A 22,224-nucleotide genomic window follows, 5' to 3' on the forward strand; every position below is an offset into this window, starting at 1 on the left:
GGCGTTTTGTATTAGGCTTGTCGGGTGCACATCCAACAACAAGCAAGAGAGGCGCCCAATGGCACAGCCCAAGACCCTGCCCGCCGCCGAGAACGCGCATAGCTACCCCCTGCTCATCAAACAGCTGCTGCTTTCCGGCCCGCGCTACAACCCGGACCAGGAGATCATCTACGCCAACCGCAGCCGCTACACCTACACCGACCTGGTCGAGCGCATCCACCGCCTCGCCCATGTGCTCACGGATGCAGGAGTTAAGCCAGGCGACACAGTGGCAGTACTGGACTGGGACACCCCGCGCTACCTGGAATGCTTCTTCGCCATTCCCATGATCGGCGCTGTGCTGCACACCGTGAACGTGCGCCTGTCACCGGAACAGATCCTCTACACCATGAACCACGCCGAGGATGACCTGGTTCTGATCCACGATGATTTCCTGCCCCTGGTGGAGGAAGTCAGCGACCAGCTGGAAACCGTCAAGGGCACCATCCAGCTCACGGACAACAACGCCGCGAAGAAAACCCAGCTGGAAACCCACGGCGAATACGAAGCCCTGCTGGGCAAAGCCAAGCCCTGCTTCGAATTCCCGGATTTCGACGAAAACGCCATCGCCACCACCTTCTACACCACCGGCACCACCGGCAATCCCAAGGGCGTGTTCTTCACCCACCGCCAGCTGGTACTGCACACGCTGGTGGCCACCGGCACCCTGTCGCACTTTGACGAACAGCCCCTGCTGCGCTCCAGCGACGTCTACATGCCGATCACACCCATGTTCCATGTGCATGCCTGGGGGGTGCCCTACGCCGCCACCATGATGGGTGTAAAGCAGGTCTACCCCGGCCGTTATGAGCCAGAGCTTCTGGTGGAGCTTCTGAAGACCCACAACGTCACCTTCTCCCACTGCGTGCCCACCATCATGCAGATGCTCATGGCCACTGACGGCATCAAGACCGCGGACCTGAGCAACTGGCATGTTCTGATCGGCGGCAGCGCCCTGCCCAAGGGGCTGTGTGATGCAGCGGCCAGGATGGGTATCAGCATGTACACCGGCTACGGCATGTCCGAGACCGGCCCACTGCTGACCGCCACCCACCTCAAACCCGAGGACCTGGACCTGCCGCCGGAACAGCAGACGGAGAAGCGCATCAAGACCGGTGTACCGGTGCCCATGGCCGAGATCGAAATCCACGACGAAGACGGCAACCCACTGCCGAAAGACGGCGTGGCCCAGGGCGAAGTCGTGGCTAGGTCACCCTGGCTGACCGCCAGCTACCTCAAGAATCCCGAAAAGGGCGAGGAACTGTGGGCCGGGAGCTGGCTGCACACCGGCGACGTTGCCAGCATCGAGCCGGACAACACCCTGGTGATCAAGGACCGCATCAAGGACGTGATCAAGACCGGCGGTGAATGGATCTCCTCGCTGGACCTGGAGAATCTGATCAGCCAGCATCCGGCCGTGGCCGCCGCCGCGGTTGTGGGCCTGCCGGACGAGAAATGGGGGGAACGCCCGCACGCCCTGGTGGTCCTGAATCCCGGCCAGGATGCCGACGCCGAGACCATCAAGAGCCATCTCCAGGGCTTCGTGGACAACGGCACCATCAACAAGTGGGCCATCCCGCAGGGGATTGACTTCGTTGAGGACATCCCCAAGACCAGCGTCGGCAAGGTGAACAAGAAACTGATCCGGGACCAGCTCGGCAACGGCTGAGACAGCACTGGTCGGCAACCCCCGACCTGGCGTATGGTTTCGAACACAAGCCCAAACCAAGGGAGTTGAACATGACAGGCACATTGACCCGTGTGGGTATTCCGCTTGCTCTAACCGCATTAATCGCCGTGCCGGCAACAGCGGCCGTCCAGACCCAGGAGATTGAGTACAGTGTCCAGGGTCAGACCCACACAGGCTACATGGCCTGGGATGACAGCGTCAGCGGGGAACGCCCCGGTGTTCTGGTGGTTCATGAGTGGTGGGGCCACGGTGAGTTCAGCCGCAACCAGGCGGAAAAGCTGGCGGAAGAAGGCTATACCGCTCTGGCGCTGGATATGTACGGCGAAGGCAAACACGCCGAGCATCCCGAGAAGGCCAAGGAATTCATGGAGCAGGCCAGCAGCAACATGGACCTGATGCAGGCCCGCTTCCGAACCGCCATGCAGCAGCTGCAGGAACACGACACTGTCGATCCTGACCAGATCGCCGCCCAGGGTTACTGCTTCGGGGGCGCCGTGGTCCTGAACATGGCCCGCCTGGGCATGGACCTGGAGGGCGTGGTGAGTTTCCACGGCAGCCTGGGCAGCCCCATCGAGGCGGAATCCGGTGAGGTGGAAGCAGCCGTGCGGGCCTATACCGGCGGCGCCGACCAGTTCGTCCCCTCTGAACAGGTTTCCGGCTTCGTTCAGGAAATGCACAGCGCTGACGTGGACTACGCGCTGCGCAGCTTCCCGGGCGTCCAGCACTCGTTCATGAACCCGAAGGCGGATCAGTACGCTAGGGAGTTCGACATGCCAGTGGGCTATGACGAACACGCGGCGGAAACAGCCTGGGAAGGGACCCTGCGTTTCTATGACGGGATCTTCGACTGACCAGCCATGGCCCCGGAGCCCCCATGGCGGGGACTGAACCGGGGCAGCTCCAGCGCGCCGACGACGGGCAGACGCTCCGGGCCACGGGTGACTGGACCCTGACCCATTACAGCGCCCTGCGCCGAAGCACAAGGGCCATCAGCAGCGCCCCCACCCAGGTGGTGCTCGACGGCATCCAGCATCTGGATACAGCGGGGGCCACCCTGCTGGCGGAACTGGTGGGCGGCGAGCGCCTGCGCCAGATCGCCGGGAACAGCCCGGAACTCCCGGAAGCCCGCCGGGCCCTGCTGATCACCGTGGCGAATGCCATGGCCGACTGTGGCACCATGCCACCGGAGACCCGTTGGGGCCCCCTGGAGCTGCTGGCACGCATGGGCAAGGCACTGACCGATGCCACCGCCAAGGCGCGGCTGCTGATCGGGTTCATCGGGGCCGTTATCGCCTGTGCCGGGCGCTGCCTGATCTCGCCCCGGCGCTGGCGGTTCACCGCGCTGCTGCACCACATGGAGACCACCGGCCTCAACGCCGTGCCGATTGTTGCCCTGCTCACCTTCGCCGTGGGCGCGGTCATCGCTTACCTGGGTGCCACGGTTCTGGGCCAGTTCGGCGCCAGCGTCTACACCATCGACCTGGTCGCCTACTCCTTCCTGCGGGAATTCGGTGTTCTGATCACCGCCATTGTCATGGCCGGGCGCACCGCCAGCGCCTTCACCGCCCATATCGGGGCCATGAACGCCAACGAGGAACTGGACGCCCTGCGCGCCCAGGGCCTGGACCCAGTGGAGCTGGAAGTCCTGCCACGGGTACTGGCCGTGGTGCTGGTACTGCCCATGCTCAGCTTCATCGCCGTACTCGCCGGTCTTGGCGGCGGTGGCCTCATTGCCTTGACCGTGGTGGATATTCCGGTTTCGCGCTTCATCACGGCCATCAGTGAAGTCCCGCTCAACCATTTCCTTGCGGGCCTGGTCAAAGCCCCCTTCTTCGCTTTCCTGATCGCCGTCATCGGTTGCCTGGAAGGCTTCAAAGCCGGGGGCAGCGCCCGCTCCGTCGGGGTACACACCACTTCCAGCGTGGTACAGTCGATTTTTGTGGTGATCCTTCTGGATGCCCTGGCGGCCATGTATTTCATGGAGATCGGATGGTGATGGATACCGCGCGCGGCGCCCTTATCGAGGTCAGCGGACTGAGTAACCGTTTCGGGGATCACAGGGTCCATGAGAATCTGGATCTGAGCCTGAACAAGGGGGAGATCCTGGGCGTGGTCGGCGGCTCCGGCTCCGGCAAGTCGGTACTGCTGCGCAGCATCATCGGCCTGCATGAACCCAATAACGGCCGCATCAACCTCGAGGGCGCCCCCCTGGACCACCGGGGCGCGCCGGATCCACGCCTGACCCGTCGTACGGGGGTGCTGTTCCAGCGTGGGGCTCTCTATTCCTCTCTGACCCTGTGCGAGAACATCTCGTTGCCCCTGCGGGAGAAGGCGGGCCTCGGAAAGGCCGATGCCGAAGCACTGGCGCTTACCCGGATCCGGCTCACCGGCCTGGAAGCCAAGACCGCAAGGCTCTACCCGGAAGCCCTCTCCGGCGGCATGGTCAAGCGCGCCGCCCTGGCCCGGGCGCTGGCGCTGGATCCGGATCTGCTCTTTCTCGATGAGCCCACGGCTGGCCTTGATCCCATCAGCGCCGCCGCTTTCGACGAACTGATCCTGACCCTGCGCGACGCCCTGGGCCTGACCGTGTTCCTGGTGACCCATGATCTGGACACACTCCACCGCGTATGTGATCGGGTAGCCGTGCTCGGCCAGGGGCACGTAATGACCATAGGTACCCTTGACGAGGTTGCCAACATGGACGATGAGTGGATCCGGGCCTACTTCCACGGGGCACGTGGCCGGGCGGCCATGCGCCAATCATCCACCAACCGGGAGAGTGCCTGAATGGAGACCCGTGCCCATCACATCCTGATCGGGCTCTTTGCCATCCTGATGGTGGCCGGTCTGCTGCTGTTCGGCTGGTGGTTGTCGGAAGGCGGTCTCCATCAGAAGCAGGCGGAATACCGCATCATCTTCAATGAGGCCGTCTCAGGGCTCACCGTTGGCAGTAACGTCAAATACAACGGCATTACGGTTGGTCAGGTCACCTCGCTTGAACTCGATCCGCGCGACCCACGCCGGGTGCTTTCCCGCATCGAGGTGGACCCAAGCACGCCCGTCAAACAGAACACCCATGCCCAGATCCAGCCCACGGGCCTGCTCTCCGGAACCGCCCATATCCGGCTCAGTGGCGGCACACCGAACAGCCTGGCCCTGGTGTCGGAACCCGGCACCACGCCGGAGATCCCGGCCCGTCCGTCGCCGTTCTCACAGCTGCGCGAACAGAGCGGCGACATCCTCGCCAACATCAACCAGCTGGTGCAGCGCATGGAATCCCTGCTCTCCAGGCGCAACCTGGAGAACATCGACCGGACCCTGGACGGCATGGCGGAACTGACCCGCAACCTGAACAACCAGCAGGAACGGATCAGCAGGACCCTGGAGACCTGGAACCGGACCGGCCAGCAAGCGCAGACAACCCTGAGCGAAGCACGGGCTCTGATCACGGATACCCGGCAGATGCTGAAGAAAGACGCGCCGCAGGCCCTGGCGGATACCGCGGAAGCCGCACGCGCCACACGCCGGGCGGTTACGGAGGTCGAGGCACTGGTCAGCGGCAACAGGGAAGCCCTGGAAAAGGCCATGCAGGGGTCCGCCAGCCTGGGCCCGACCCTGGAGGAAATGCGCCGGACCCTGGGCGCACTGCGTGATCTCAGCCAGCGGCTGGAATCCGATGCGGCCGGCACCCTCTTCAATCGGGACAAACTCGAGGAATACCAGCCATGAAGCACACGGCCCATCTGCCGGCACGGCTTGTGATACTGCTTGCCGTCACCCTTGTGGGGGCCTGCAGCGTGCTGCCGGAACCCAACCGCTATGAGCTCTACCGGCTGCCGCCCTCCAGCCTGAACGAACAGCCCGTGGAGCCCAGCGCCACGTCACTGGAGATCCGGGCCCCCAGGGCAGACGACCTCACCAGCAGCAACCGGGTGGTCGTACTCCGCGAGGGGCAGCGCCTGAGCGCCTGGTCAGGCATCCGCTGGAGCGCGCCGGCTCCGGAACTCTGGCGGGATCAGGTTCTGGACGCCTTCCACAACACCGGCGCCTTCCGCACACTGGGCATCCGTGATGACAACCTGAACGCGGACCTGGCCCTGAGCGGCCATCTACGCGCCTTCCTGGTGGACCAGACCGGGGCAACGCCACGAGCCGTGATCCGGTTCGATGCGCAGCTGGTCGACAGACGGGAAGACGGCACCAGAGCCACCCGCCGGTTCAATGTCTCCGAACCGCTGGCGAAAAACACGCCCACGGCCGCAGCCCGCGCCATGGGCACGGCTACCGACCGCATGGCCGAACAGCTACTGGACTGGATGGCGTCCGAACGCTAGCGCCCGAAGCCGAACGCCTCCCCGAAGCTGGAGCAGCGTTCATACCGGACCACCTCACCGCTTTCCAGTTCCAGCGCCACCCGGTGATGGGTTCCGGTGTGGGGCCCGAAGCGCACCTCGCCATTACGCTCGGCACTGATGGCCACAACGCCACTGGCAGAGCAGGGGGCCTGTTGCTCCACCAGCCCCGTGCCGGTGGCGATATCCACCCACCCCCCGAGCTCGGAACTGAACAGGCGCCCCTCAATCGTGGTCACGAAACGCGTGTTGAAGGAGGCGAAGTCACTGTCGCCCTCCCCTTCCTCCGGGGTGATCTCATCACGCACCCCCCTGAGAGCGGTATAGGTTTCGCCCAGCACCATCTCCATACGCTCGGTACTGCGCACCACACCGCCCTCAGCCGGGCGCAGGACCCGCTGCTCACCACGCAGAGCGATCGGCTGACGCTGGCTGCCTTCTCCCTGGTAGCCATGGACATCGAAGGACTCAATCACCTGCTCACGCCCTACCAGGGGGCGGAAGTCTCGCCGGTAATAACCATTGAGCGATAGCATGGGGCCATCCCCAAAGTGACCACGGCACTGATCAAACTGGTAGAGCAGCTCCCTGGAGCCCGAGCGCTCGCCGTCCGGCCCCTGCCATTCCAGGTGGAAAACACCGCCGTCCGGGCAACGCCGGGTTTCACGGTCACCGCCTGAACCACCCAGATTCACGGTACCCTGAACATGGCTGGCCACGGGCGCCATGAAGGCCCGCGAGCGCATACGGTAGAACGCCGCCAGTGCGCGGCCCAGCGCCTCCGGCTCATCCAGCTGCGCGGGCCGGGAGACCTGCTCGCGTTGTTCAGCGAAGGAAGGTTTTGTCTCCCTGCTGCTATCGTCCGCACCATCGCTGTTTTCCGCGGAGGCCGGTTCACTGGCGGCTTCATCCGCGGATTGGTGGGATTGTTGGCTCTGTTGGGCCACCTCGCCCACCCGCACAACCTTGGGGTCAACATCCGGCGGGCGAAGGCTGCAGCCTGTCAGGCCCACCAGCACCAGCGCCGCCAGCGCCAGTGCCCGACTTCCATCTGCTTTCAACAAAGATTCAACCTCTGTCGGCACCGGTGTCGGGGACCTGGTCCGCGTAACACACCGGTGAACTGGATTCGTTGGGGCCCATGGTCTCAGCCCACTCCTGTGCCAGAACCTCCGCCAATACCACCGCCTGGTTGTGCTCGCGGTCGCGGGCGGCATACAGGAGGGTCACGCAGCCCTTTTCCATCTGTTCCATAAGCCGGGAGAGCGCTTCAGGGCACTGGGCCAGCTCATCCCGGTAGGCCTCCCGGAACCCCTGCCAGCGTTCCGGGTCATGCCCAAACCATTTGCGCAGTTCCGTGGAAGGTGCCAGCTCACGGCACCATTCATCCAGTGCCGCTGCCTGCTTGCTGATGCCCCGGGGCCAGACCCGGTCCACCAGCACGCGGTAACCATCGTCGTCGGAGACGGAATCATGGATCCGCCGGGTCCTGATCCGGTCTGTCATTCCGGGCCTCCTTCCGCGGATGCCGAGGCCCTGATCAACCCGTTGTCCTCACGACCAACGAGCACCAGGGTTCCATCCGCTTCCATGCGAGCGTTTTCAACCCGGCTCAAAGCCCCGATAAACCGTTGCTCGAAGCCCATGACAGAAGGCGGACAGGCCATCCGGGTGGTGGCTGCCCGCTCAATGATCAGGCGATCCCCGACACGTTCCCAGGCCGCCATGAAGTGGTTGCAGCCGGACCGCCCCGCAAGACGGCCCTCCGGCATGAAGTTCAGGGTGACCGGCCGTGCCTGTTCCGGTACCGACGCGTCCTCCACCGCGAACACACGCCATTCGGGGGACTCCAGGCTCGCCCGGTCCGTATGCCTGCACTCGGGAAGACGCTCCCCGGCCAGGGTTACGGTAACCCGCTCGCCCTTGCTCCAGAACTCGGTGTCGCCGGAACGGCTGCGATACAGGGCTCCAGTGGCACTTTCCTCGCGCCTGAGTTCCCGCCTGCCGTCCTCCATGTGCAGCTGCAGCCGGTCTCCGGCAACACTGTACCCCAGAGTGCGGTCACCACAGCTCAGCTGGTGATCCGCCGCCTCAGTCCCCTCCGGCATCAACTGACAGGCCGGCAACGCCAGCATCAGAACCAGAAGAGCAGGAACAGCCACGGGTATTCGCATGCACGGACTCCGGCAACCGCCTTTCAGAATGTGAAAACAGTATAAAGGCTTGATCGCCGGTTGTGGGATTACCTGTGCGAGTAACACCACCGCAGCGCCAGTGAGCGTGCGGCCGGAAGGCCGGAACAGTAGCCGAGCCGCCCCTGCACGCTGTGCAACCCTGCACGGCGGAGCTTCAGGATGATGCGTGCGGGCAGCCCGGCCAGGATCAGGGAGACGCCATCGTGGTGCATTTCCCGGATCAGGGTTTCCAGCGCCACAATGGCCGTGCCGTCCATGCTGGGCACATCGTGCATGTCCAGGATCACGATACGGATTCTCGGGTCCACCAGACGCAGGGAGGTCACGGCCTTCTCGGCCGCACCGAAGAACATCGGCCCATCCACATCATAGACGGCCACCTCCGCAGGCAGCCCCTCCACCAGGGCATGGTCCTCAGCACTGACCTGCTCTACTTCCGTGAGCAGTGCCATGCGGCGGATGAACAGAGCGGCGGCCAGACCCACTCCCACGGCCACCGCCAGCACCATGTCGAACACCACGGTCAGGGTGAAGCAGACCAGCAGAATGGTCACATCCCCCGCCGGCGCGGAGCGCAGTGTGCGCACGAAAAGCCGTGCCTCGCTCATGTTCCAGGCAACCACGAACAGAAGTGCCGCCAGGGCCGCCATGGGCACCATTCCCAGAACGCCGGCCAATGCCACCACCGCAAGCAGCACCACCAGCGCGTGCACTACCGCCGCGATCGGCGAGCGGGCACCGCTGCGGATGTTGGTCGCCGTGCGGGCAATGGCCGCCGTGGCGGTAATACCACCGAAAAGTGGCGCGGCAATATTCCCCAGCCCCTGGCCAATCAGCTCCGCATTCGGATCATGCCGGGTCCGGGTCATACCATCCGCCACCACCGAACACAGCAGGGACTCGATAGCGCCCAGCATGGCAATGGCCAGAGCTGGTCCGATCAGCGCCTGGATCAGCTGGAAATCCACCGTCAGCGGCTGGCCATCAGGGCCCGGCAGGGACCACGGCGCCGCCAGCGTGGGCGCAATGGGCGGGATCCCGGTGCCGCTTTCGCCTCCCGCCTCCCAGGTGAAGCGCGAGGCAATGGTTTCCACTCCCGCACCACCGGCGAACCAGTGATTGATGGCATAGGCCGCAGTCGCCCCGGCAACCAGCCCCATCAGGGGCGCAGGCACCGGCAGCTTCAGGCGTGGCCACATCAGCAGTACCGAGAGCGTCAGCACACCAATCCCCAGCTCGACCGGGTCAAAACGCGGCAGGGCCCCCAGTATGCGCCCCAGGTTGGCGAGAAAATGCTCTCCCATACTCACGCTGAGCCCCAGAAAGTCCGGCACCTGCAGTACCGCGATCACCACCGCGATACCAGCGGTAAACCCGAGGATCACCGGATAGGGAACAAACTCGATCAGCCGCCCCAACCGGGCCATGCCCAGTGCCACCAGCATGACGCCGGCCATCATGGTCGCGATGAGCAGCCCACCCAGCCCGTATTCCTGAACGATCGGGAAAAGAATCACCACGAAGGCCGCGGTAGGGCCGGACACGTTGAAGCGTGAACCTCCGGTCAGCGCAATCAGCACGCCGGCAACAATCGCTGTATAGAGACCGTGCTGGGGCGCCACGCCCGTAGCAATCGCCAAAGCCATGGACAGAGGCACGGCCACGGTCCCAATGGTGATTCCAGCCATCACGTCGTGGCGCAGATCGGAAAGGCCATAACCCTGTGCCCAGGCGGCACGCAGGCCAGTGGCGATGCCGGGAACATTCCTCAGGAAGGATCGATCAGTCATGGGAAAACAGACTCGCCTTTAGGGATTTCATTCAATGTTAATGGTATTAACATATAATACGCATACTATCATTGGAGAGCCGGAAATTCACCTCGCCACAGCGGCCACAGGCACCGAGACAAGCAACGAATACAACGGGGGAACCAGATGAAGCGCGAGGACATCATCGACCTGCACAGTCATCACAGGATTGATGCGGCACGGGTCATTCCCGCACCGTCGCAAAGTCGAAAGTGGATTCTTTTCTTTCTGGAAACAGAGGGGCGCAGTTATTTCCTGCTGAACGAGAACGACGACATCTGCCAGTTCCAGACCGTCGACGAGGCCATTGGGGAACTGCAGGCGCTCGGTTTCAAGTGGGCGGTGGTCCGGTTCTGAGCTACTTCTCCTCGCCGGAGACAGGAGTACGTGTGGGGTAATCCACACCATGGCGGGCGAGATAGTCCCGGATGAGCTGGCGCACCACCTGGGAGGTGGTCAGATCCTGGGAGGCGCACAGGTTTTCAAAGGCCTTCTTCTTTTCCGGATCCACCAGAACCGTCAGGCGTGCAGTCTTCGTTTCCATAACCATCTCCCGGCACAACGTATTTACATCGAATTATAATCCATTACCCATGCCATGTTCATCAACGCCCCGGTATGCCCCACCTGAACCCCATCCACTGGATAGGGCTTCTGGCCAACCTATCCGGCCACGACCCTGTTACGCCCCTGATGCTTGGCCGCGTACAGTGCCCTGTCAGCCCGGTCCTGCAGGGAGAAGAGATCTTCCCCCTGGCGCCACTGGGCTACGCCCAGGCTCACCGTCACCACGCCCACACCATTGAACGGTTCATCGGAGATAGCCGCCCTGACCCGCTCCGCCAGTTGAGCACCCTGCTCAACATCGGTCTCGGGTGCGAGTATGGCAAATTCCTCACCGCCCCACCGGGCCAGCGTATCCGCATCACGGAGGGTGCCGGCCACGCGTTGGGTAATGCTCGTGAGGATCTGATCACCCTCTAGATGCCCGAAGCGATCATTCAACGACTTGAAGTCATCCACATCCATAAGTACCAGGGTCACATCCTGGTCATAGCGCGCTGCGCTTTTCAGCATGTTCTGCGCCAGCGCCTCAAACTTCCTGCGATTGAACAGGCCTGTGAGGAAATCGGTTTCCGCCTGCTTCAGCGTTGTTATATCCCTCACCACCGCATAGGCGCCGACTACTTCACCATTACGCAGAATATGGGGCTCATACTGGGCATGAACGGTCTGATCACCACTGGCATAGGGGATTCGAGATTCATAGCTGACAGAGTTGCCGGACAGCGCAGCATCAAGATGGGGGCGGATGGTTTCATAAGCCTCATTACCCAGGACTTCCCATAAGTGCTTACCCCGGATGTCGGCGGCAGAAATGCCGAACCATTTTTCGTAAGCGGCATTCACTTCCTGGTAACGGCGGTCACGATCGATATAGGAGACGAGGATCGGTATCGCGTCCACCAGCAGGTTCCGCCGGCTGACTTCATCGTCAAAGGCTGCTGCGTTGAACAACGCTGATGCCAGAACGCCCGATGCCAGCTCAAGCAACTGGCAGTCTTCCTCGCCAAAAGCGTGCGGTGTCGCCGAAAAGACCTTGAAAACACCATAACAACGGTGTTCATGAACCAGCGGCACCATAACCCCCGAAATAAACCCGATCCGCTGGGCCCCCTCCTTCAACCGGACCCGATCATCAGACCGCGAGTCTTCACAGAGCAGCACTTCCTGACGGCGGTAGCTCAGGCCGGAAAGGCTTTCATCGATCGGCAGACGCCAATGAAGTGACTCACGCGCGCCTCCCGCGACTGCGCGGTAAACCAGTTCATCGCCTTCCGCCTCTTCCACCACGGCAGCGTCGGCGTTGGTTATTTCCAGGGCTGTTTCGACAATCTTCTCGCGAACCCGCTGCAGATCCAGGCCACCCTGAGCAACCTCCCGCTGTATCCGGTTCACCGCTTCCAGCTGCTCTCTGCGACGCAATCGCGCGCGTCTGTCGGTAATATCACGCAGTGTCGCCAGATAATGAGTGACCGCACCGCTATCATCCTTGATGGGGTAAACGGACCATTCCATCAGAAAGGGCGTTCCATCCCTGCAATAGTTGTAAGTCTCTCCCGTAAACGTTTCTCCGCGCTCCAGCGCCCCCTTGAGACGCTTCAGTACAGCTTTTTCCGTTTTCTCCCCCTGCAGAACCCGCGGCGTAGCTCCCAGAACATCCTCACGGGCGTAGCCCGTCATGGTTTCAAAAGCGCGGTTAACATAGAGGATCCGGGGCCCAGGGGTATCCAGTTGAGGGTCCGTTATCATGATCGCGTCATTGCTCTTTTCCAGAGCCTCTCTGAAAAGTCCGGGTGGCAACTCCATAGGACGTATCTCACTCCAAAGTACGACGAAGCATTCCCTCTGGACAGGGCCGCTGCCCCTTTAAACGCTCTAATGTAGCAGTCTAATACGGAATCGGGGATCCTGATTGGTTCCTGTCACCCCTGCTTGCGGTACCTGTATGGCGTTCCCCCTGTCCACTGCCGGATCGGTTCCTCCAGCATCGCCGCCGAGAACCGCATGCGCGTCACCGGCTGCTCGCAATGCACCGGCAACGGATCATGAACGAATCTGTCACATCATGACCATTCCCGGTCCGTTTTGACCAACAGGATCAGCCCCCTGAATCACCGTTGAGGGACGCATCCAGAAAGTCCACTGCTTCGGCGGTTGCCCCGTCGTTGAACAGGAAACTCAGCACATGTCCGCGCAGCCAGAGCCGGTAGAGCCGCACGTCCACATCCTTCGCCCTCAGTGCCTGCGCGAAGTCTTCAGCGTGATCAATGGGCACCAGCGCATCCCAGGTGCCGTGGAACAGGAAGAACGGCGGGGCGCTTTCGTGGACATGATGGATGGGCGAGGCTTCGCGATGCGCCTCTGGATTGGCCTCGTAGGTCACACCCAGCAACTGCTCCAACCGCCGCCCGCCCTCGAACTTATCGAAGTCCGCCGGCAGGCCTCCCGCCACAACCGCACCGGGTTCCAGCTCGGCGCCACCCCAGGGCTCGTTCAGCGGCGACTCCTTCCCGGAGACCAGGCCCAACATGCTCACCAGGTGCGCCCCTGAGGAAAAGCCCCAGGCCCCGACGCGCTCCGGGTCCAGGTCGTAATCACCGCCATTCTCCCGGAACCATCGCATCGCCACCTGGAGATCATGGAGTTGGGCAGGGAATTGGTATTCCGGCGCGAAGCGGTGATCGATGTTCATCACCACAAAGCCCTGCCGCGCCAGCGCATTCGCCGTATCACTCATGTCCGCGCGGGAGCGGTACTCCCAGCCGCCGCCATGTACCATCAGAACGCCGGCATGCTGTTTTTCCGCCTTGGTTTCGGGGTAATGGATGTCCGCCCTCAGGGTTTCAGGCCAGTCATCCGGCGTGAAAAGGATGGCCCGGGCAACGCCAACAGCGTATGGGGGTTCGTCAGGGATGCCAGGTCCACTGGCGCAGGCTACCAACAGGAAGGGTGCCAGAAGACCGATCGCAATGCGCATCGCAGGTCGCTTTTTACGAAAGTGGTCTTCTGGGTACGGCAGCGGGTAACGCCGGGATCAGCGCCAGCCCACCTCATCAAACAGCCGGACAGCCCGGGGATTATTACGGCCAAGCACGCTGATATTGACGTCGTCCGTCTTGAAGTTGCCCCAGGATTCGAGAACCGGATCCGCGAAGGCGCTGTCCACAACCGGGAACTCATTGTTGCCGGACGCAAAGATATTCTGGGCCTTGTCGGACGCCAGGAACTCCAGGAATTTCCGGGCCTCTTCCGCATTGGGAGCACCGGCTACCACACCCGCGCCCCCAATATTCGCATGGGCACCGCGACCTTCCTGGTTGGGGAAGATGATGCCGACCCGCCGGGCCGCCTTGCGGTCAGCAATCTTGTCGGATTTCAGAAGGCGCACGTAGTAATAGTGGTTCGCCACGCCAACACTGCACTCGCCCGCGGCGACAGCGCGGATCTGGTCCGTATCGCCACCAGCGGGGGACCGTGCCATGTTGTCAACGACGCCCTGGGCCCATTCCTTCGCCTTTTCCTCACCGTGATGGTGGATAAGACTGGCCAACAGGGACTGGTTGTAGATGTTGGAGGAAGACCGGATGCACACCTCGCCCTCAAGCTCGGCACGGGTCAGGTCCTCGTAGCGCTGGACCAGCTCGGGATCGATGTTCTCCCGGTTGTAGAAGATCGCCCGAATGCGCTGGCTGAAACCAAACCACAGGCCCTCGGGATGGCGGAGTTGGTCGGGCAGGCGCTGCTGCAGTACCGATGACTCCACGGGCTGGAAGACACCCTCCTCCTCGGCACGCCACAGCCGGCCCGCATCCACAGTCATCAGGATGTCGGCCGGGCTGGCCGCGCCCTCGCGCTTGATCCGCTGGATCAACTGGTCCGAATCACCCTCCAGGGTGTTCACCTCAATGCCCGTCTCTTCGGTGAACGCGCTGTAGAGCGCCTCATCCGAGTCATAATGGCGCGCGGTGTAGATGTTGAGCTCTTCCGCGAGTCCAACACTGGGCAGGGAAAGTACGGTTAGAAACGGAGCCAGAACAAGGCTCTTTCGCCATGATTTCATTGCCGGTGCCCTCTTTCTCTGGTTGGTTCAGGGTTGATGTGATGGCTAGCATACCCGAACGAGAATGATTTGCATATCTGTTAATCGTCCTTCGCTGCCCCGCTACCGCGTCCAATAGGCGTTCTCACTTGAATTCATGTTATTCTGAGCTGTTTGGATTATTTCGCCGCATTGGTTGAGAAATCACTATGAACAGCCCGCGTGACGCTGCCTCCATGCCTTCCGATGCTCCCCCGGAGGCCGGGACTGCGACTGCCGCCACCGTACTCGCCCTGGAAGATGCAGGTTACGCAGCCGATGGTCACAGGATCGTCGAGCATGCCAATCTCGAAGTGCGGGCCGGTGAGGTCCTCTGCCTGCTGGGTCCCTCCGGGTGCGGCAAGACGTCGCTGCTGCGCACGGTCGCCGGTCTCCAGCCGCTTTCCGAGGGCCGGATCCTCATCGATGGCCACTGTGTTGCCGAGGCCGGTGGCGCCCACCAGCCGCCGGAGCACCGCCGTGTCGGGCTCGCATTCCAGGAGCCCGCTCTCTTTCCCCATCTCAGTGTACTGGACAACGTCACCTTCGGACTCAAGGGCAAAGGGGAAAAAGGGCGCCGCCAGCGGGCCATGCACCTTCTTGAGCTCTTTGGAATGAGCGAATGGGCCCAGGCCTATCCCCATACGCTCTCCGGGGGTCAGCAGCAGCGTGTTGCACTGGCACGGGCGCTGGCCCCGTCGCCCAAGATCATGCTGCTTGACGAGCCCTTTGCCAGTCTCGACGCGCGCCTGCGCGACCAGATCCGCGACGACACCCTCCACGTGCTCAAACGCCTTGGGGCCGCCACCATGCTGGTGACACACGACCCCGAGGAAGCCATGTTCATGGCCGACCGGATCGCGTTGATGCGCAACGGTCGCATCGTCCAGACAGGCACACCGCAGCAGCTGTTCCGTGAGCCCAAAGAGCCCTTCGTGGTCTCGTTCTTCGGCGCCGCCAACGAATGGCAGGGTAAGGTGCGCAACGGGTGGGTTGAGACGCCGGTTGAGCCTGTCGCCGCAGGCAGTCTCGCCGAGGGCACCCCGGTCCAGGTCATGGTGCGCCCCGAGGCCGTGCAGGTGACCCCTCTCCCAGAGCAACCGGGCGAAACCGACTCGAGCCACGTGCTGATGGCCCGTTTCCTGGGCCGGGGCAGCATGCTCCACATCTGCGCCCACGGCAGCGGGGACCAGGAGGCGCACGTGCATGCCCGCGTCCCCGGCCTGTTCCTGCCCCAGGAGGAGCAACCGGTTTCCCTGTCACTGGACCACGATCAGACCTTTGTCTTCCCGCTGCCCCAGGATCCTCCGCAGTAGGAGCCGGCGAGTCAGCCCCGTCAGCCCGTCCGGCGCTCTCCAGGGCGGGCGTGGCGCATGGCCCGGCTCAACAGGATGACCGGAATGATGCCCACGGCAACGATCACCAGTGATGCCGTGGCAGACTCCGCCAGCCGTTCATCGGAGGCCAGGTTGTAGGCCCGGATCGCCAGGGTGTCGAAATTGAACGGCCGCAGGATGACCGTTGCCGGGAGCTCCTTCATCACATCCACGAATACGAGAATCCCCGCCGCCAGAAGGCTGCTTCGCATCATGGGCGTATGGACGCGCCAGAGCGTGCCCAGCGGACTCTGCCCGAGCGTCCTGGCGACGGCATCCATGGTCGGCGTCACCTTGCCCAGGCTCGCCTCCAGCGTATTGAACGAGACCGCCAGAAAGCGCACCGCGTAGGCGTAGATCAACACGAAGGCGCTGCCACTGAAGATCAGCCCCGCCGTCACGTCGAAGTACTCCCTGGTGAACAGGTTCAGGTGGTGGTCAAGCCAAGCGAGCGGAATCAGGATGCCCACCGCAATGACCGAGCCGGGCACCGCATAGCCACTGGCCGCCAGGCGCGTTGCCAGCCGGATCGGCTTCGTCGGGTTGAGACGGCTGCTGTAGCTGAGCATCAGCGCCAGGACCACCGCCACCACCGAGGCCACGGCGGCCAGCACCACACTGTTGAACGCGAATTCCAGAAAGCGCACCCCGAACAGCGGATCGCCGGTGTTGATGGCCATCTGCAGCAGCAGCGCCCCCGGCAGCAGAAACCCAACCAGCACCGGCAGCGCGCAGACCAGAAACGCCCCCAGCGCCTTCGCGCCACGCAACGGGTATTCCGGCAGCTGCTGGTACTTGCTCGTCGTATGGTGGTACTGCCCTCCACCCCGTGAGACACGTTCCAGCGCCAGAACAATCACCACGAAGACCAGCAGGCACGCGGCCAGCTGCGCCGCCGCCACCTGCTCACCCAGCCCAAACCAGGTGCGATAGATGCCCGTGGTGAAAGTATCCACACCCAGGAACTGCACCGCGCCGAACTCATTGAGGGTCTCCATCATCACCAGCGCCACGCCGCCCACAATCGCGGGCCGCGCCAGCGGAACCGCGATCCGGCTGAACATGCGCCACTTACCCAGCCCCAGCGTGCGCCCCACATCCAGGACACATACGGACTGCTCCGTGAACGCGGCACGCACCAGCAGATAGACGTACGGATAGAGAACCACCGAAAAGAGAACCACCGCCATGCCCAGCGAACGCACTTCCGGGAAGGCGTAATCCCCGTGCTCCCAGCCGAACCACTCCCGCAGGGTCGTCTGCAGCGGCCCCGCATACTGCAGGAAATCCGTGTACGCATAGGCAATGACGTAGGTCGGAACCGCCAGGGGAAGCAACAGCGCCCACTCGAACACCCGCCGGCCCGGAAAGCGACACATCACCACCAGCCAGGCGGTGCCCGTCCCAAGCACCAGGGTGCCAATACAGACCCCGATACCGAGCAGCACCGTATTCGTGATGTAGCGCTGAAGCACCGTGTCCGCCAGATGGCTCCAGATCTCACCGGAAGGCACAAAGACATGGAGGGCAATAACCGCCACCGGCAACCCAACCAGAGCGGCGACAACAAGCGTTCCCCACGTCCAGAAACCACCGCCCGCGGATTTCACCGACCCCGATTGATGCAGCCCCTCGCTCAACGAATGCCCCCACTCACGCCCAAGGACAGCGCCACCCGTCGTATACCGCGGGCGCGCCACCACAAAATTCGAGCGAATACTAACACAGCCAAAAGATAACCCTTCCCATCCACGCAACCGTAAAGGGACCACAGGCCCGGAAAGCAACCATGACAGCAGCCCCGAAACTGTCACTTAATGACAACTTCTTTGACCCCAAACGCCATGGATGGCGGCTTTTTTCCCCTTCAAACTGACAATAAATGCCGATTTTAACACCGCCGGCCGACCAATCCGGGCCACCCCTGTAGGAGCGAGCTTGCTCGCGATTTTTCCGGATCACTCGCGATAGTTTCAGTATCGCTTGCAAGCAAGCTCCTACAGGCTGGACGTAAACGGGACGAATAATGACAACACCACTGCGCTTCATCACCTCCACCTCCCTGTTCGACGGCCACGACGCCGCCATCAACATCATGCGTCGCCTGATCCAGCAGAAAGGCGCCGAGGTCATCCACCTCGGCCACAACTGCAGCGTTGATGACGTGGTTAAGGCGGCGCTCCAGGAGGACGCGGACGCCATCGCCATCTCCTCCTACCAGGGCGGGCACAACGAGTTTTTCCGTTACCTCATTGACCGGTTGAACGAGGAAGGCATCGGGCACGTGGCCGTCTTCGGTGGCGGCGGGGGCACCATCACGCCGGAGGAAATCACCGAGCTGGAAGCCTACGGCGTCGAGCGCCTCTACCACCCGAACGACACCATGAACAGCGGCCTCGTCGCCATGATCGACGACGTCGTCCAGCGCGCCGAGCAGCGCCGCAACCAGAAGCGCAACCAGACACCCTCAGAGGTGGCTGCCCTGGCGCAGGATCTCTCCGCCATCGAACGCGGGGACTACAACCGCCCGATCCCGGAGAGCACCACCCCCGTCATCGGCCTCACCGGCACCGGCGGCTCCGGCAAGTCCAGCCTCACGGACGAACTCCTCAACCGCTCCCTGCGCTTCTGCCCGGACAAACGCGTCGCCGTACTCGCCATCGACCCCACACGCCGGCGCACCGGCGGCGCCCTGCTGGGTGATCGCATCCGCATGAACAGCCTCCAGAGCGAGCGCGCCTTCTTCCGCTCCATGGCCACCCGGCGCCAGAACCTCGCCACCAGCGCCGAACTGAACAACGCCATTGCCTACCTCAAACAGGCCGGCTTCGACCTGGTCATCGTGGAAACCGCCGGCATCGGCCAGTCCGACTCCGAAATCGTGGACCTAGTCGACCTGCCCCTCTACGTGATGACCAGCGACTTCGGCGCCGCCAGCCAGCTCGAAAAGATCGACATGCTCGACCTGGCCGAGGTCATCGTCATCAACAAGTTCGAACGTGGCGGCTCCCTGGATGCCCTGCGCGACGTGCGCAAGCAGTGGAAGCGCAACCACGTGCGGTTCGATGTGGAAGACGAACAGATCCCCGTCTTCGCCACCAACGCCAGCCAGTTCAACGACGCCGGCGTCAGCGGCCTCTTCACGCGCCTCGCCGACTGGCTCCAGTGGGACGCCACCGAACGCTTCCCCTGGGCCCTGCCGGACAGCACCCCCCTGATCGCCGCTGAACGCACCCGCTACCTCGCGGACATCGCCGAGAACAGCCGCGCCGAACGCGACCGCATCGAAACCATGGCCGAAGCCGCCAACCAGGCCCAGGCCACCTGGAACGCCCTGCACACATTGAAGGACCCAGAACTGCCCGAAGCGCTCACCGCCTTCGCCAGCACCGAACACGAAAACGAGGCCTTCACCACCCTGCGCCGCCAATACAACCAGGCGCTGGAGCAGCTCGACCCAACCATGCTCGCGGAACTCCGGAACTGGCCCGAACGCAAGGCCGGCGTGGAAGCCGAACGCTACCAGTACCAGGTGCGCAACAAGACCATCGAAGGCGACAACTACAAAGAAACCCTCAGCGGCCTCCAGATCCCCAAGGTCGCGCCACCCCAGACCAACAACTGGGGCGAACTGGTGCGCTTCCTCGGGCGGGAAAACCTCCCCGGCCACTACCCCTACACCGCCGGCGTCTTCCCCTACCGGCGCGAAGGCGAAGACCCCACGCGCATGTTCGCCGGCGAAGGCACCCCCGAGCGCACCAACCGCCGCTTCCACTACCTGGCCCTGAACCAGCCCGCGGCGCGGCTCTCCACCGCCTTCGACTCCGTCACCCTCTACGGCGAAAACCCCGCGCCCCGGCCGGACATCTACGGCAAGGTCGGCAACAGCGGCGTCTCCATCGCCACCCTGGACGACATGAAGAAGCTCTTCTCCGGCTTCGACCTGTGCGACCCCACCACTTCCGTCTCCATGACCATCAACGGCCCGGCGCCCACCATCCTGGCCTTCTTCATGAACGCCGCCATCGACCAACAGGTGGAACAACACCTGCGCGACACCGGCCAGTGGGAGCAGGTGCAACAACGGATCGCCGACCGGGAGCGCCCCGTCTACCAAGACGAACTCCCCGAAGGCCACAACGGCCTGGGCCTCGGCCTGCTCGGGGTGAGCGGGGACGAAGTGGTGGATGCCGAGACCTACGAACGCATCCGCGAACACACCCTCAAACAGGTGCGCGGCACGGTGCAGGCGGACATCCTCAAGGAAGACCAGGCCCAGAACACCTGCATCTTCTCCACCGAGTTCGCCCTGCACATGATGGGCGACGTGCAGCAGTACTTCACCGACCACGACGTGCGCAACTTCTACAGTGTGTCCATCAGCGGCTACCACATCGCCGAGGCCGGCGCGACGCCCGTCACCCAGCTCGCCTTCACCCTGGCCAACGGCTTCACCATCGTCGAGTACTACCTCTCACGCGGCATGCGCATCGACGACTTCGCACCCAACCTGAGCTTCTTCTTCAGCAACGGCATGGACCCGGAATACGCCGTCATCGGCCGCGTCGCACGCCGCATCTGGGCCCGCGCCATGAAACACCGCTACGGCGCCAGCGAACGCTCCCAGAAGCTCAAGTACCACATCCAGACCAGCGGCCGAAGCCTCCACGCCCAGGAGATCCAGTTCAACGACATCCGCACCACCCTGCAGGCGCTCTACGCCCTCTTCGACAACTGCAACAGCCTGCACACCAACGCCTTCGACGAAGCCATCACCACCCCCACGGAAGACTCCGTGCGCCGCGCCGTCGCCATCCAGCTCATCATCAACCGCGAACTCGGCCTCAACGCCTGCGAAAACCCCTGGCAGGGCTCGCACATCATCGAGCAGCTCACGGACAAGGTGGAAGAAGCAGTGCTGGAGGAATTCGAACGCCTCAACGAACGCGGCGGCGTACTCGGCGCGATGGACACCATGTACCAGCGCGGCAAGATCCAGGACGAATCCATGGTGTACGAACACAAGAAACACGACGGCACCCTGCCCATCATCGGCGTGAACACCTACCTCCCCAAGGAAGGCCAGGAAGCCGGCGGCGAACTGGAACTGATGCGCTCCAACGACGACGAAAAACACCAACAGATCGACCAGCTCCGCGCCTTCCAGGGCATCCACGAAAGCAGGCGGGACCACTGGCTGGAGCAGCTACAGCAGGTGGCCGCCAACCGAGGGAATACCTTTGAGGTGTTGATGGAGGCGGTTAAGCATTGTTCGTTGGGGGAGGTTTCGGAGGTGTTTTATCGGACTGGGGGGGCTTATCGGAGGAATATGTGATTCTCCATATTATAAGCCTTCCCGAAGGTCAAATCAGACCAAATCCCGAATCAGAGCGAGAAGTGATTTTGAACATACTCAACTAACTTCGGTCCTTCTAATTTATCAGTAGCTGGATTGGTACGAACATAAAAATCCTTTTCATCCAAATAACAGGGACTAGGAGAACCTTGACACTCGACCATAAGAACCTTGTTACCACCAACGTCAACAATTTTACTTTCAATAAAAGGATAATATTGCTCACCAATCCTTTGCTTGATCTTATTCTTCAAGAAAAGCATGAAGTTATCATAATTATTTTTATGACACCTCTTAACCTCATCAGCTACACCCTTAACTCCTCCCGAATCATCAACGCCTACTAGCAAGTACCCACCTAGCGTATTCAAAAAAGCAACAATAGTTTTCAGTGCTGCCACCTCAATATATTTTTCTTTAGTACCAGTCGCAACATCCATAGAGAGAGATTCTTTAAATTCAATCTCCCGTGATTCTCCTTGTCGTGCCAAACTCATTATTTTGTCAGCATCAGTTAGATGGCCAATCTCTTCCAACATAGAGTCAGCCCGTTCTGATATCAAAGAAGCATTTTTGGGATTTAAAGCCAACTCTTTATTGAATTCGTCTATAGCATCTGACAAATTCTCCAATTTCTTATGAGCTGCAACAATAAGTTTCTGCTCTTCAAAATTGGGTACTGCCACTAACGCTCTCTTTACAGAACTTTTGTTAAGTCTAGGTATAAAATTACCTTGAGTTAGTGATTTAAGCACTAAAAAAC

General features: G+C 62.2%; 19 protein-coding genes. 9 read left to right on the forward strand and 10 right to left on the reverse strand.

Annotated features, from left to right (window positions below; translation table 11 throughout):
* Positions 1-58: 58 nt before the first annotated feature.
* The 6 genes from F3089_RS15420 to F3089_RS15445 all read left to right on the forward strand — a co-directional run bounded on the left by F3089_RS15420 (position 59) and on the right by F3089_RS15445 (position 6,063).
* Positions 59-1,708 (forward strand): fatty acid--CoA ligase, encoded by a 1,650-nt coding sequence (locus F3089_RS15420; RefSeq protein ID WP_151441675.1) that lies wholly within the window; start codon positions 59-61, stop codon positions 1,706-1,708.
* A 71-nt stretch (positions 1,709-1,779) separates the two neighbouring features.
* Entirely contained in the window at positions 1,780-2,580 is an 801-nt protein-coding gene (locus F3089_RS15425; RefSeq protein WP_151441676.1) for a dienelactone hydrolase family protein, read from the forward strand.
* A 23-nt stretch (positions 2,581-2,603) separates the two neighbouring features.
* Positions 2,604-3,725 carry an MlaE family ABC transporter permease gene (locus tag F3089_RS15430; protein ID WP_151441677.1) on the forward strand — a complete coding sequence of 374 codons (1,122 nt, stop codon included), beginning with the start codon at positions 2,604-2,606 and terminating at the stop codon, positions 3,723-3,725.
* Positions 3,719-4,516, forward strand: a complete 798-nt coding sequence (locus F3089_RS15435) for an ABC transporter ATP-binding protein (protein ID WP_192497413.1) — start codon at positions 3,719-3,721, stop codon at positions 4,514-4,516. The genes F3089_RS15430 and F3089_RS15435 overlap by 7 nt, the downstream gene beginning before the upstream one ends.
* Positions 4,517-5,458, forward strand: coding sequence for an MlaD family protein (locus F3089_RS15440; protein WP_151441678.1), 942 nt, complete (start codon positions 4,517-4,519; stop codon positions 5,456-5,458).
* Positions 5,455-6,063, forward strand: coding sequence for an ABC-type transport auxiliary lipoprotein family protein (locus tag F3089_RS15445; protein WP_151441679.1), 609 nt, complete (start codon positions 5,455-5,457; stop codon positions 6,061-6,063). Before F3089_RS15440 ends, F3089_RS15445 begins: the two co-directional genes overlap by 4 nt.
* Here F3089_RS15445 and F3089_RS15450 read toward each other — a convergent pair.
* The 4 genes from F3089_RS15450 to dauA all read right to left on the reverse strand — a co-directional run bounded on the left by F3089_RS15450 (position 6,060) and on the right by dauA (position 10,066).
* Positions 6,060-7,142 (reverse strand): hypothetical protein, encoded by a 1,083-nt coding sequence (locus F3089_RS15450; protein WP_151441680.1) that lies wholly within the window; start codon positions 7,140-7,142, stop codon positions 6,060-6,062. The two genes, F3089_RS15445 and F3089_RS15450, sit on opposite strands and share 4 nt — an antisense overlap.
* 7 nt (positions 7,143-7,149) lie before the next feature.
* A complete protein-coding gene (locus F3089_RS15455; protein ID WP_151441681.1) occupies positions 7,150-7,587 on the reverse strand; it encodes a DUF488 domain-containing protein in 438 nt (145 codons plus the stop codon).
* The gene (locus F3089_RS15460; RefSeq protein ID WP_151441682.1) at positions 7,584-8,255 is read right to left on the reverse strand and encodes an META domain-containing protein; all 672 of its coding nucleotides are present in this window, start codon (positions 8,253-8,255) and stop codon (positions 7,584-7,586) included. The genes F3089_RS15455 and F3089_RS15460 overlap by 4 nt, the downstream gene beginning before the upstream one ends.
* 68 nt (positions 8,256-8,323) lie before the next feature.
* Positions 8,324-10,066 (reverse strand): C4-dicarboxylic acid transporter DauA, encoded by a 1,743-nt coding sequence (gene dauA, locus F3089_RS15465; RefSeq protein WP_151441683.1) that lies wholly within the window; start codon positions 10,064-10,066, stop codon positions 8,324-8,326.
* Positions 10,067-10,213: 147 nt separating this feature from the next.
* On the opposite strand from dauA, the gene F3089_RS15470 reads away from it, so the two are divergent.
* Positions 10,214-10,444, forward strand: a complete 231-nt coding sequence (locus F3089_RS15470) for a hypothetical protein (RefSeq protein ID WP_151441684.1) — start codon at positions 10,214-10,216, stop codon at positions 10,442-10,444.
* A gap of 1 nt (position 10,445) precedes the next feature.
* Here F3089_RS15470 and F3089_RS15475 read toward each other — a convergent pair whose 3' ends face one another.
* The 4 genes from F3089_RS15475 to F3089_RS15490 form a co-directional block, all read right to left on the reverse strand.
* Complete coding sequence (locus tag F3089_RS15475; protein ID WP_095617633.1) at positions 10,446-10,631, reverse strand: ribbon-helix-helix protein; 186 nt, start codon at positions 10,629-10,631, stop codon at positions 10,446-10,448.
* Between the two features lie 119 nt (positions 10,632-10,750).
* The gene (locus F3089_RS15480; RefSeq protein ID WP_151441685.1) at positions 10,751-12,457 is read right to left on the reverse strand and encodes a GGDEF domain-containing protein; all 1,707 of its coding nucleotides are present in this window, start codon (positions 12,455-12,457) and stop codon (positions 10,751-10,753) included.
* Between the two features lie 292 nt (positions 12,458-12,749).
* Positions 12,750-13,628, reverse strand: a complete 879-nt coding sequence (locus F3089_RS15485) for an alpha/beta hydrolase (protein ID WP_151441686.1) — start codon at positions 13,626-13,628, stop codon at positions 12,750-12,752.
* Positions 13,629-13,685: 57 nt separating this feature from the next.
* Positions 13,686-14,711, reverse strand: coding sequence for a Fe(3+) ABC transporter substrate-binding protein (locus F3089_RS15490; protein ID WP_151441687.1), 1,026 nt, complete (start codon positions 14,709-14,711; stop codon positions 13,686-13,688).
* A gap of 188 nt (positions 14,712-14,899) precedes the next feature.
* Between F3089_RS15490 and F3089_RS15495 the strand changes: the two genes are divergently transcribed.
* Positions 14,900-16,045 carry an ABC transporter ATP-binding protein gene (locus F3089_RS15495; RefSeq protein WP_225741793.1) on the forward strand — a complete coding sequence of 382 codons (1,146 nt, stop codon included), beginning with the start codon at positions 14,900-14,902 and terminating at the stop codon, positions 16,043-16,045.
* A gap of 20 nt (positions 16,046-16,065) precedes the next feature.
* Here the strand turns inward: F3089_RS15495 and F3089_RS15500 are convergent, their stop codons facing one another.
* On the reverse strand, positions 16,066-17,745 hold the full coding sequence (locus F3089_RS15500) for an ABC transporter permease (protein ID WP_151441688.1): 1,680 nt from the start codon (positions 17,743-17,745) through the stop codon (positions 16,066-16,068).
* 386 nt (positions 17,746-18,131) lie between these two features.
* Between F3089_RS15500 and F3089_RS15505 the strand changes: the two genes are divergently transcribed.
* Positions 18,132-21,440 (forward strand): methylmalonyl-CoA mutase family protein, encoded by a 3,309-nt coding sequence (locus tag F3089_RS15505; RefSeq protein ID WP_151441689.1) that lies wholly within the window; start codon positions 18,132-18,134, stop codon positions 21,438-21,440.
* A gap of 50 nt (positions 21,441-21,490) precedes the next feature.
* Here F3089_RS15505 and F3089_RS15510 read toward each other — a convergent pair.
* Positions 21,491-22,224 (reverse strand): RNA-binding domain-containing protein (locus tag F3089_RS15510; protein ID WP_225741794.1); only part of this gene is annotated, 734 nt, incomplete at its 5' end.

The sequence above is a fragment of the Halospina sp. K52047b genome (assembly GCF_008709855.1).
Classification (GTDB): Bacteria; Pseudomonadota; Gammaproteobacteria; order Pseudomonadales; family Oleiphilaceae; genus Halospina; species Halospina utahensis_B.

What these genes read in the sequence shown, in the direction of transcription:
- F3089_RS15420 (WP_151441675.1), top strand. Translation starts at nt 59, where the DNA reads ATGGCACAGCCCAAGACCCTGCCCGCCGCCGAGAACGCGCATAGCTAC.
- F3089_RS15430 (WP_151441677.1), top strand. Translation starts at nt 2,604, where the DNA reads ATGGCGGGGACTGAACCGGGGCAGCTCCAGCGCGCCGACGACGGGCAG.
- F3089_RS15455 (WP_151441681.1), bottom strand. Translation starts at nt 7,587, where the DNA reads ATGACAGACCGGATCAGGACCCGGCGGATCCATGATTCCGTCTCCGAC.
- F3089_RS15445 (WP_151441679.1), top strand. Translation starts at nt 5,455, where the DNA reads ATGAAGCACACGGCCCATCTGCCGGCACGGCTTGTGATACTGCTTGCC.
- F3089_RS15435 (WP_192497413.1), top strand. Translation starts at nt 3,719, where the DNA reads ATGGTGATGGATACCGCGCGCGGCGCCCTTATCGAGGTCAGCGGACTG.
- F3089_RS15440 (WP_151441678.1), top strand. Translation starts at nt 4,517, where the DNA reads ATGGAGACCCGTGCCCATCACATCCTGATCGGGCTCTTTGCCATCCTG.
- F3089_RS15425 (WP_151441676.1), top strand. Translation starts at nt 1,780, where the DNA reads ATGACAGGCACATTGACCCGTGTGGGTATTCCGCTTGCTCTAACCGCA.
- F3089_RS15480 (WP_151441685.1), bottom strand. Translation starts at nt 12,457, where the DNA reads ATGGAGTTGCCACCCGGACTTTTCAGAGAGGCTCTGGAAAAGAGCAAT.
- F3089_RS15470 (WP_151441684.1), top strand. Translation starts at nt 10,214, where the DNA reads ATGAAGCGCGAGGACATCATCGACCTGCACAGTCATCACAGGATTGAT.
- F3089_RS15475 (WP_095617633.1), bottom strand. Translation starts at nt 10,631, where the DNA reads ATGGAAACGAAGACTGCACGCCTGACGGTTCTGGTGGATCCGGAAAAG.
- F3089_RS15460 (WP_151441682.1), bottom strand. Translation starts at nt 8,255, where the DNA reads ATGCGAATACCCGTGGCTGTTCCTGCTCTTCTGGTTCTGATGCTGGCG.
- F3089_RS15485 (WP_151441686.1), bottom strand. Translation starts at nt 13,628, where the DNA reads ATGCGCATTGCGATCGGTCTTCTGGCACCCTTCCTGTTGGTAGCCTGC.
- F3089_RS15495 (WP_225741793.1), top strand. Translation starts at nt 14,900, where the DNA reads ATGAACAGCCCGCGTGACGCTGCCTCCATGCCTTCCGATGCTCCCCCG.
- F3089_RS15505 (WP_151441689.1), top strand. Translation starts at nt 18,132, where the DNA reads ATGACAACACCACTGCGCTTCATCACCTCCACCTCCCTGTTCGACGGC.
- dauA (WP_151441683.1), bottom strand. Translation starts at nt 10,066, where the DNA reads ATGACTGATCGATCCTTCCTGAGGAATGTTCCCGGCATCGCCACTGGC.
- F3089_RS15490 (WP_151441687.1), bottom strand. Translation starts at nt 14,711, where the DNA reads ATGAAATCATGGCGAAAGAGCCTTGTTCTGGCTCCGTTTCTAACCGTA.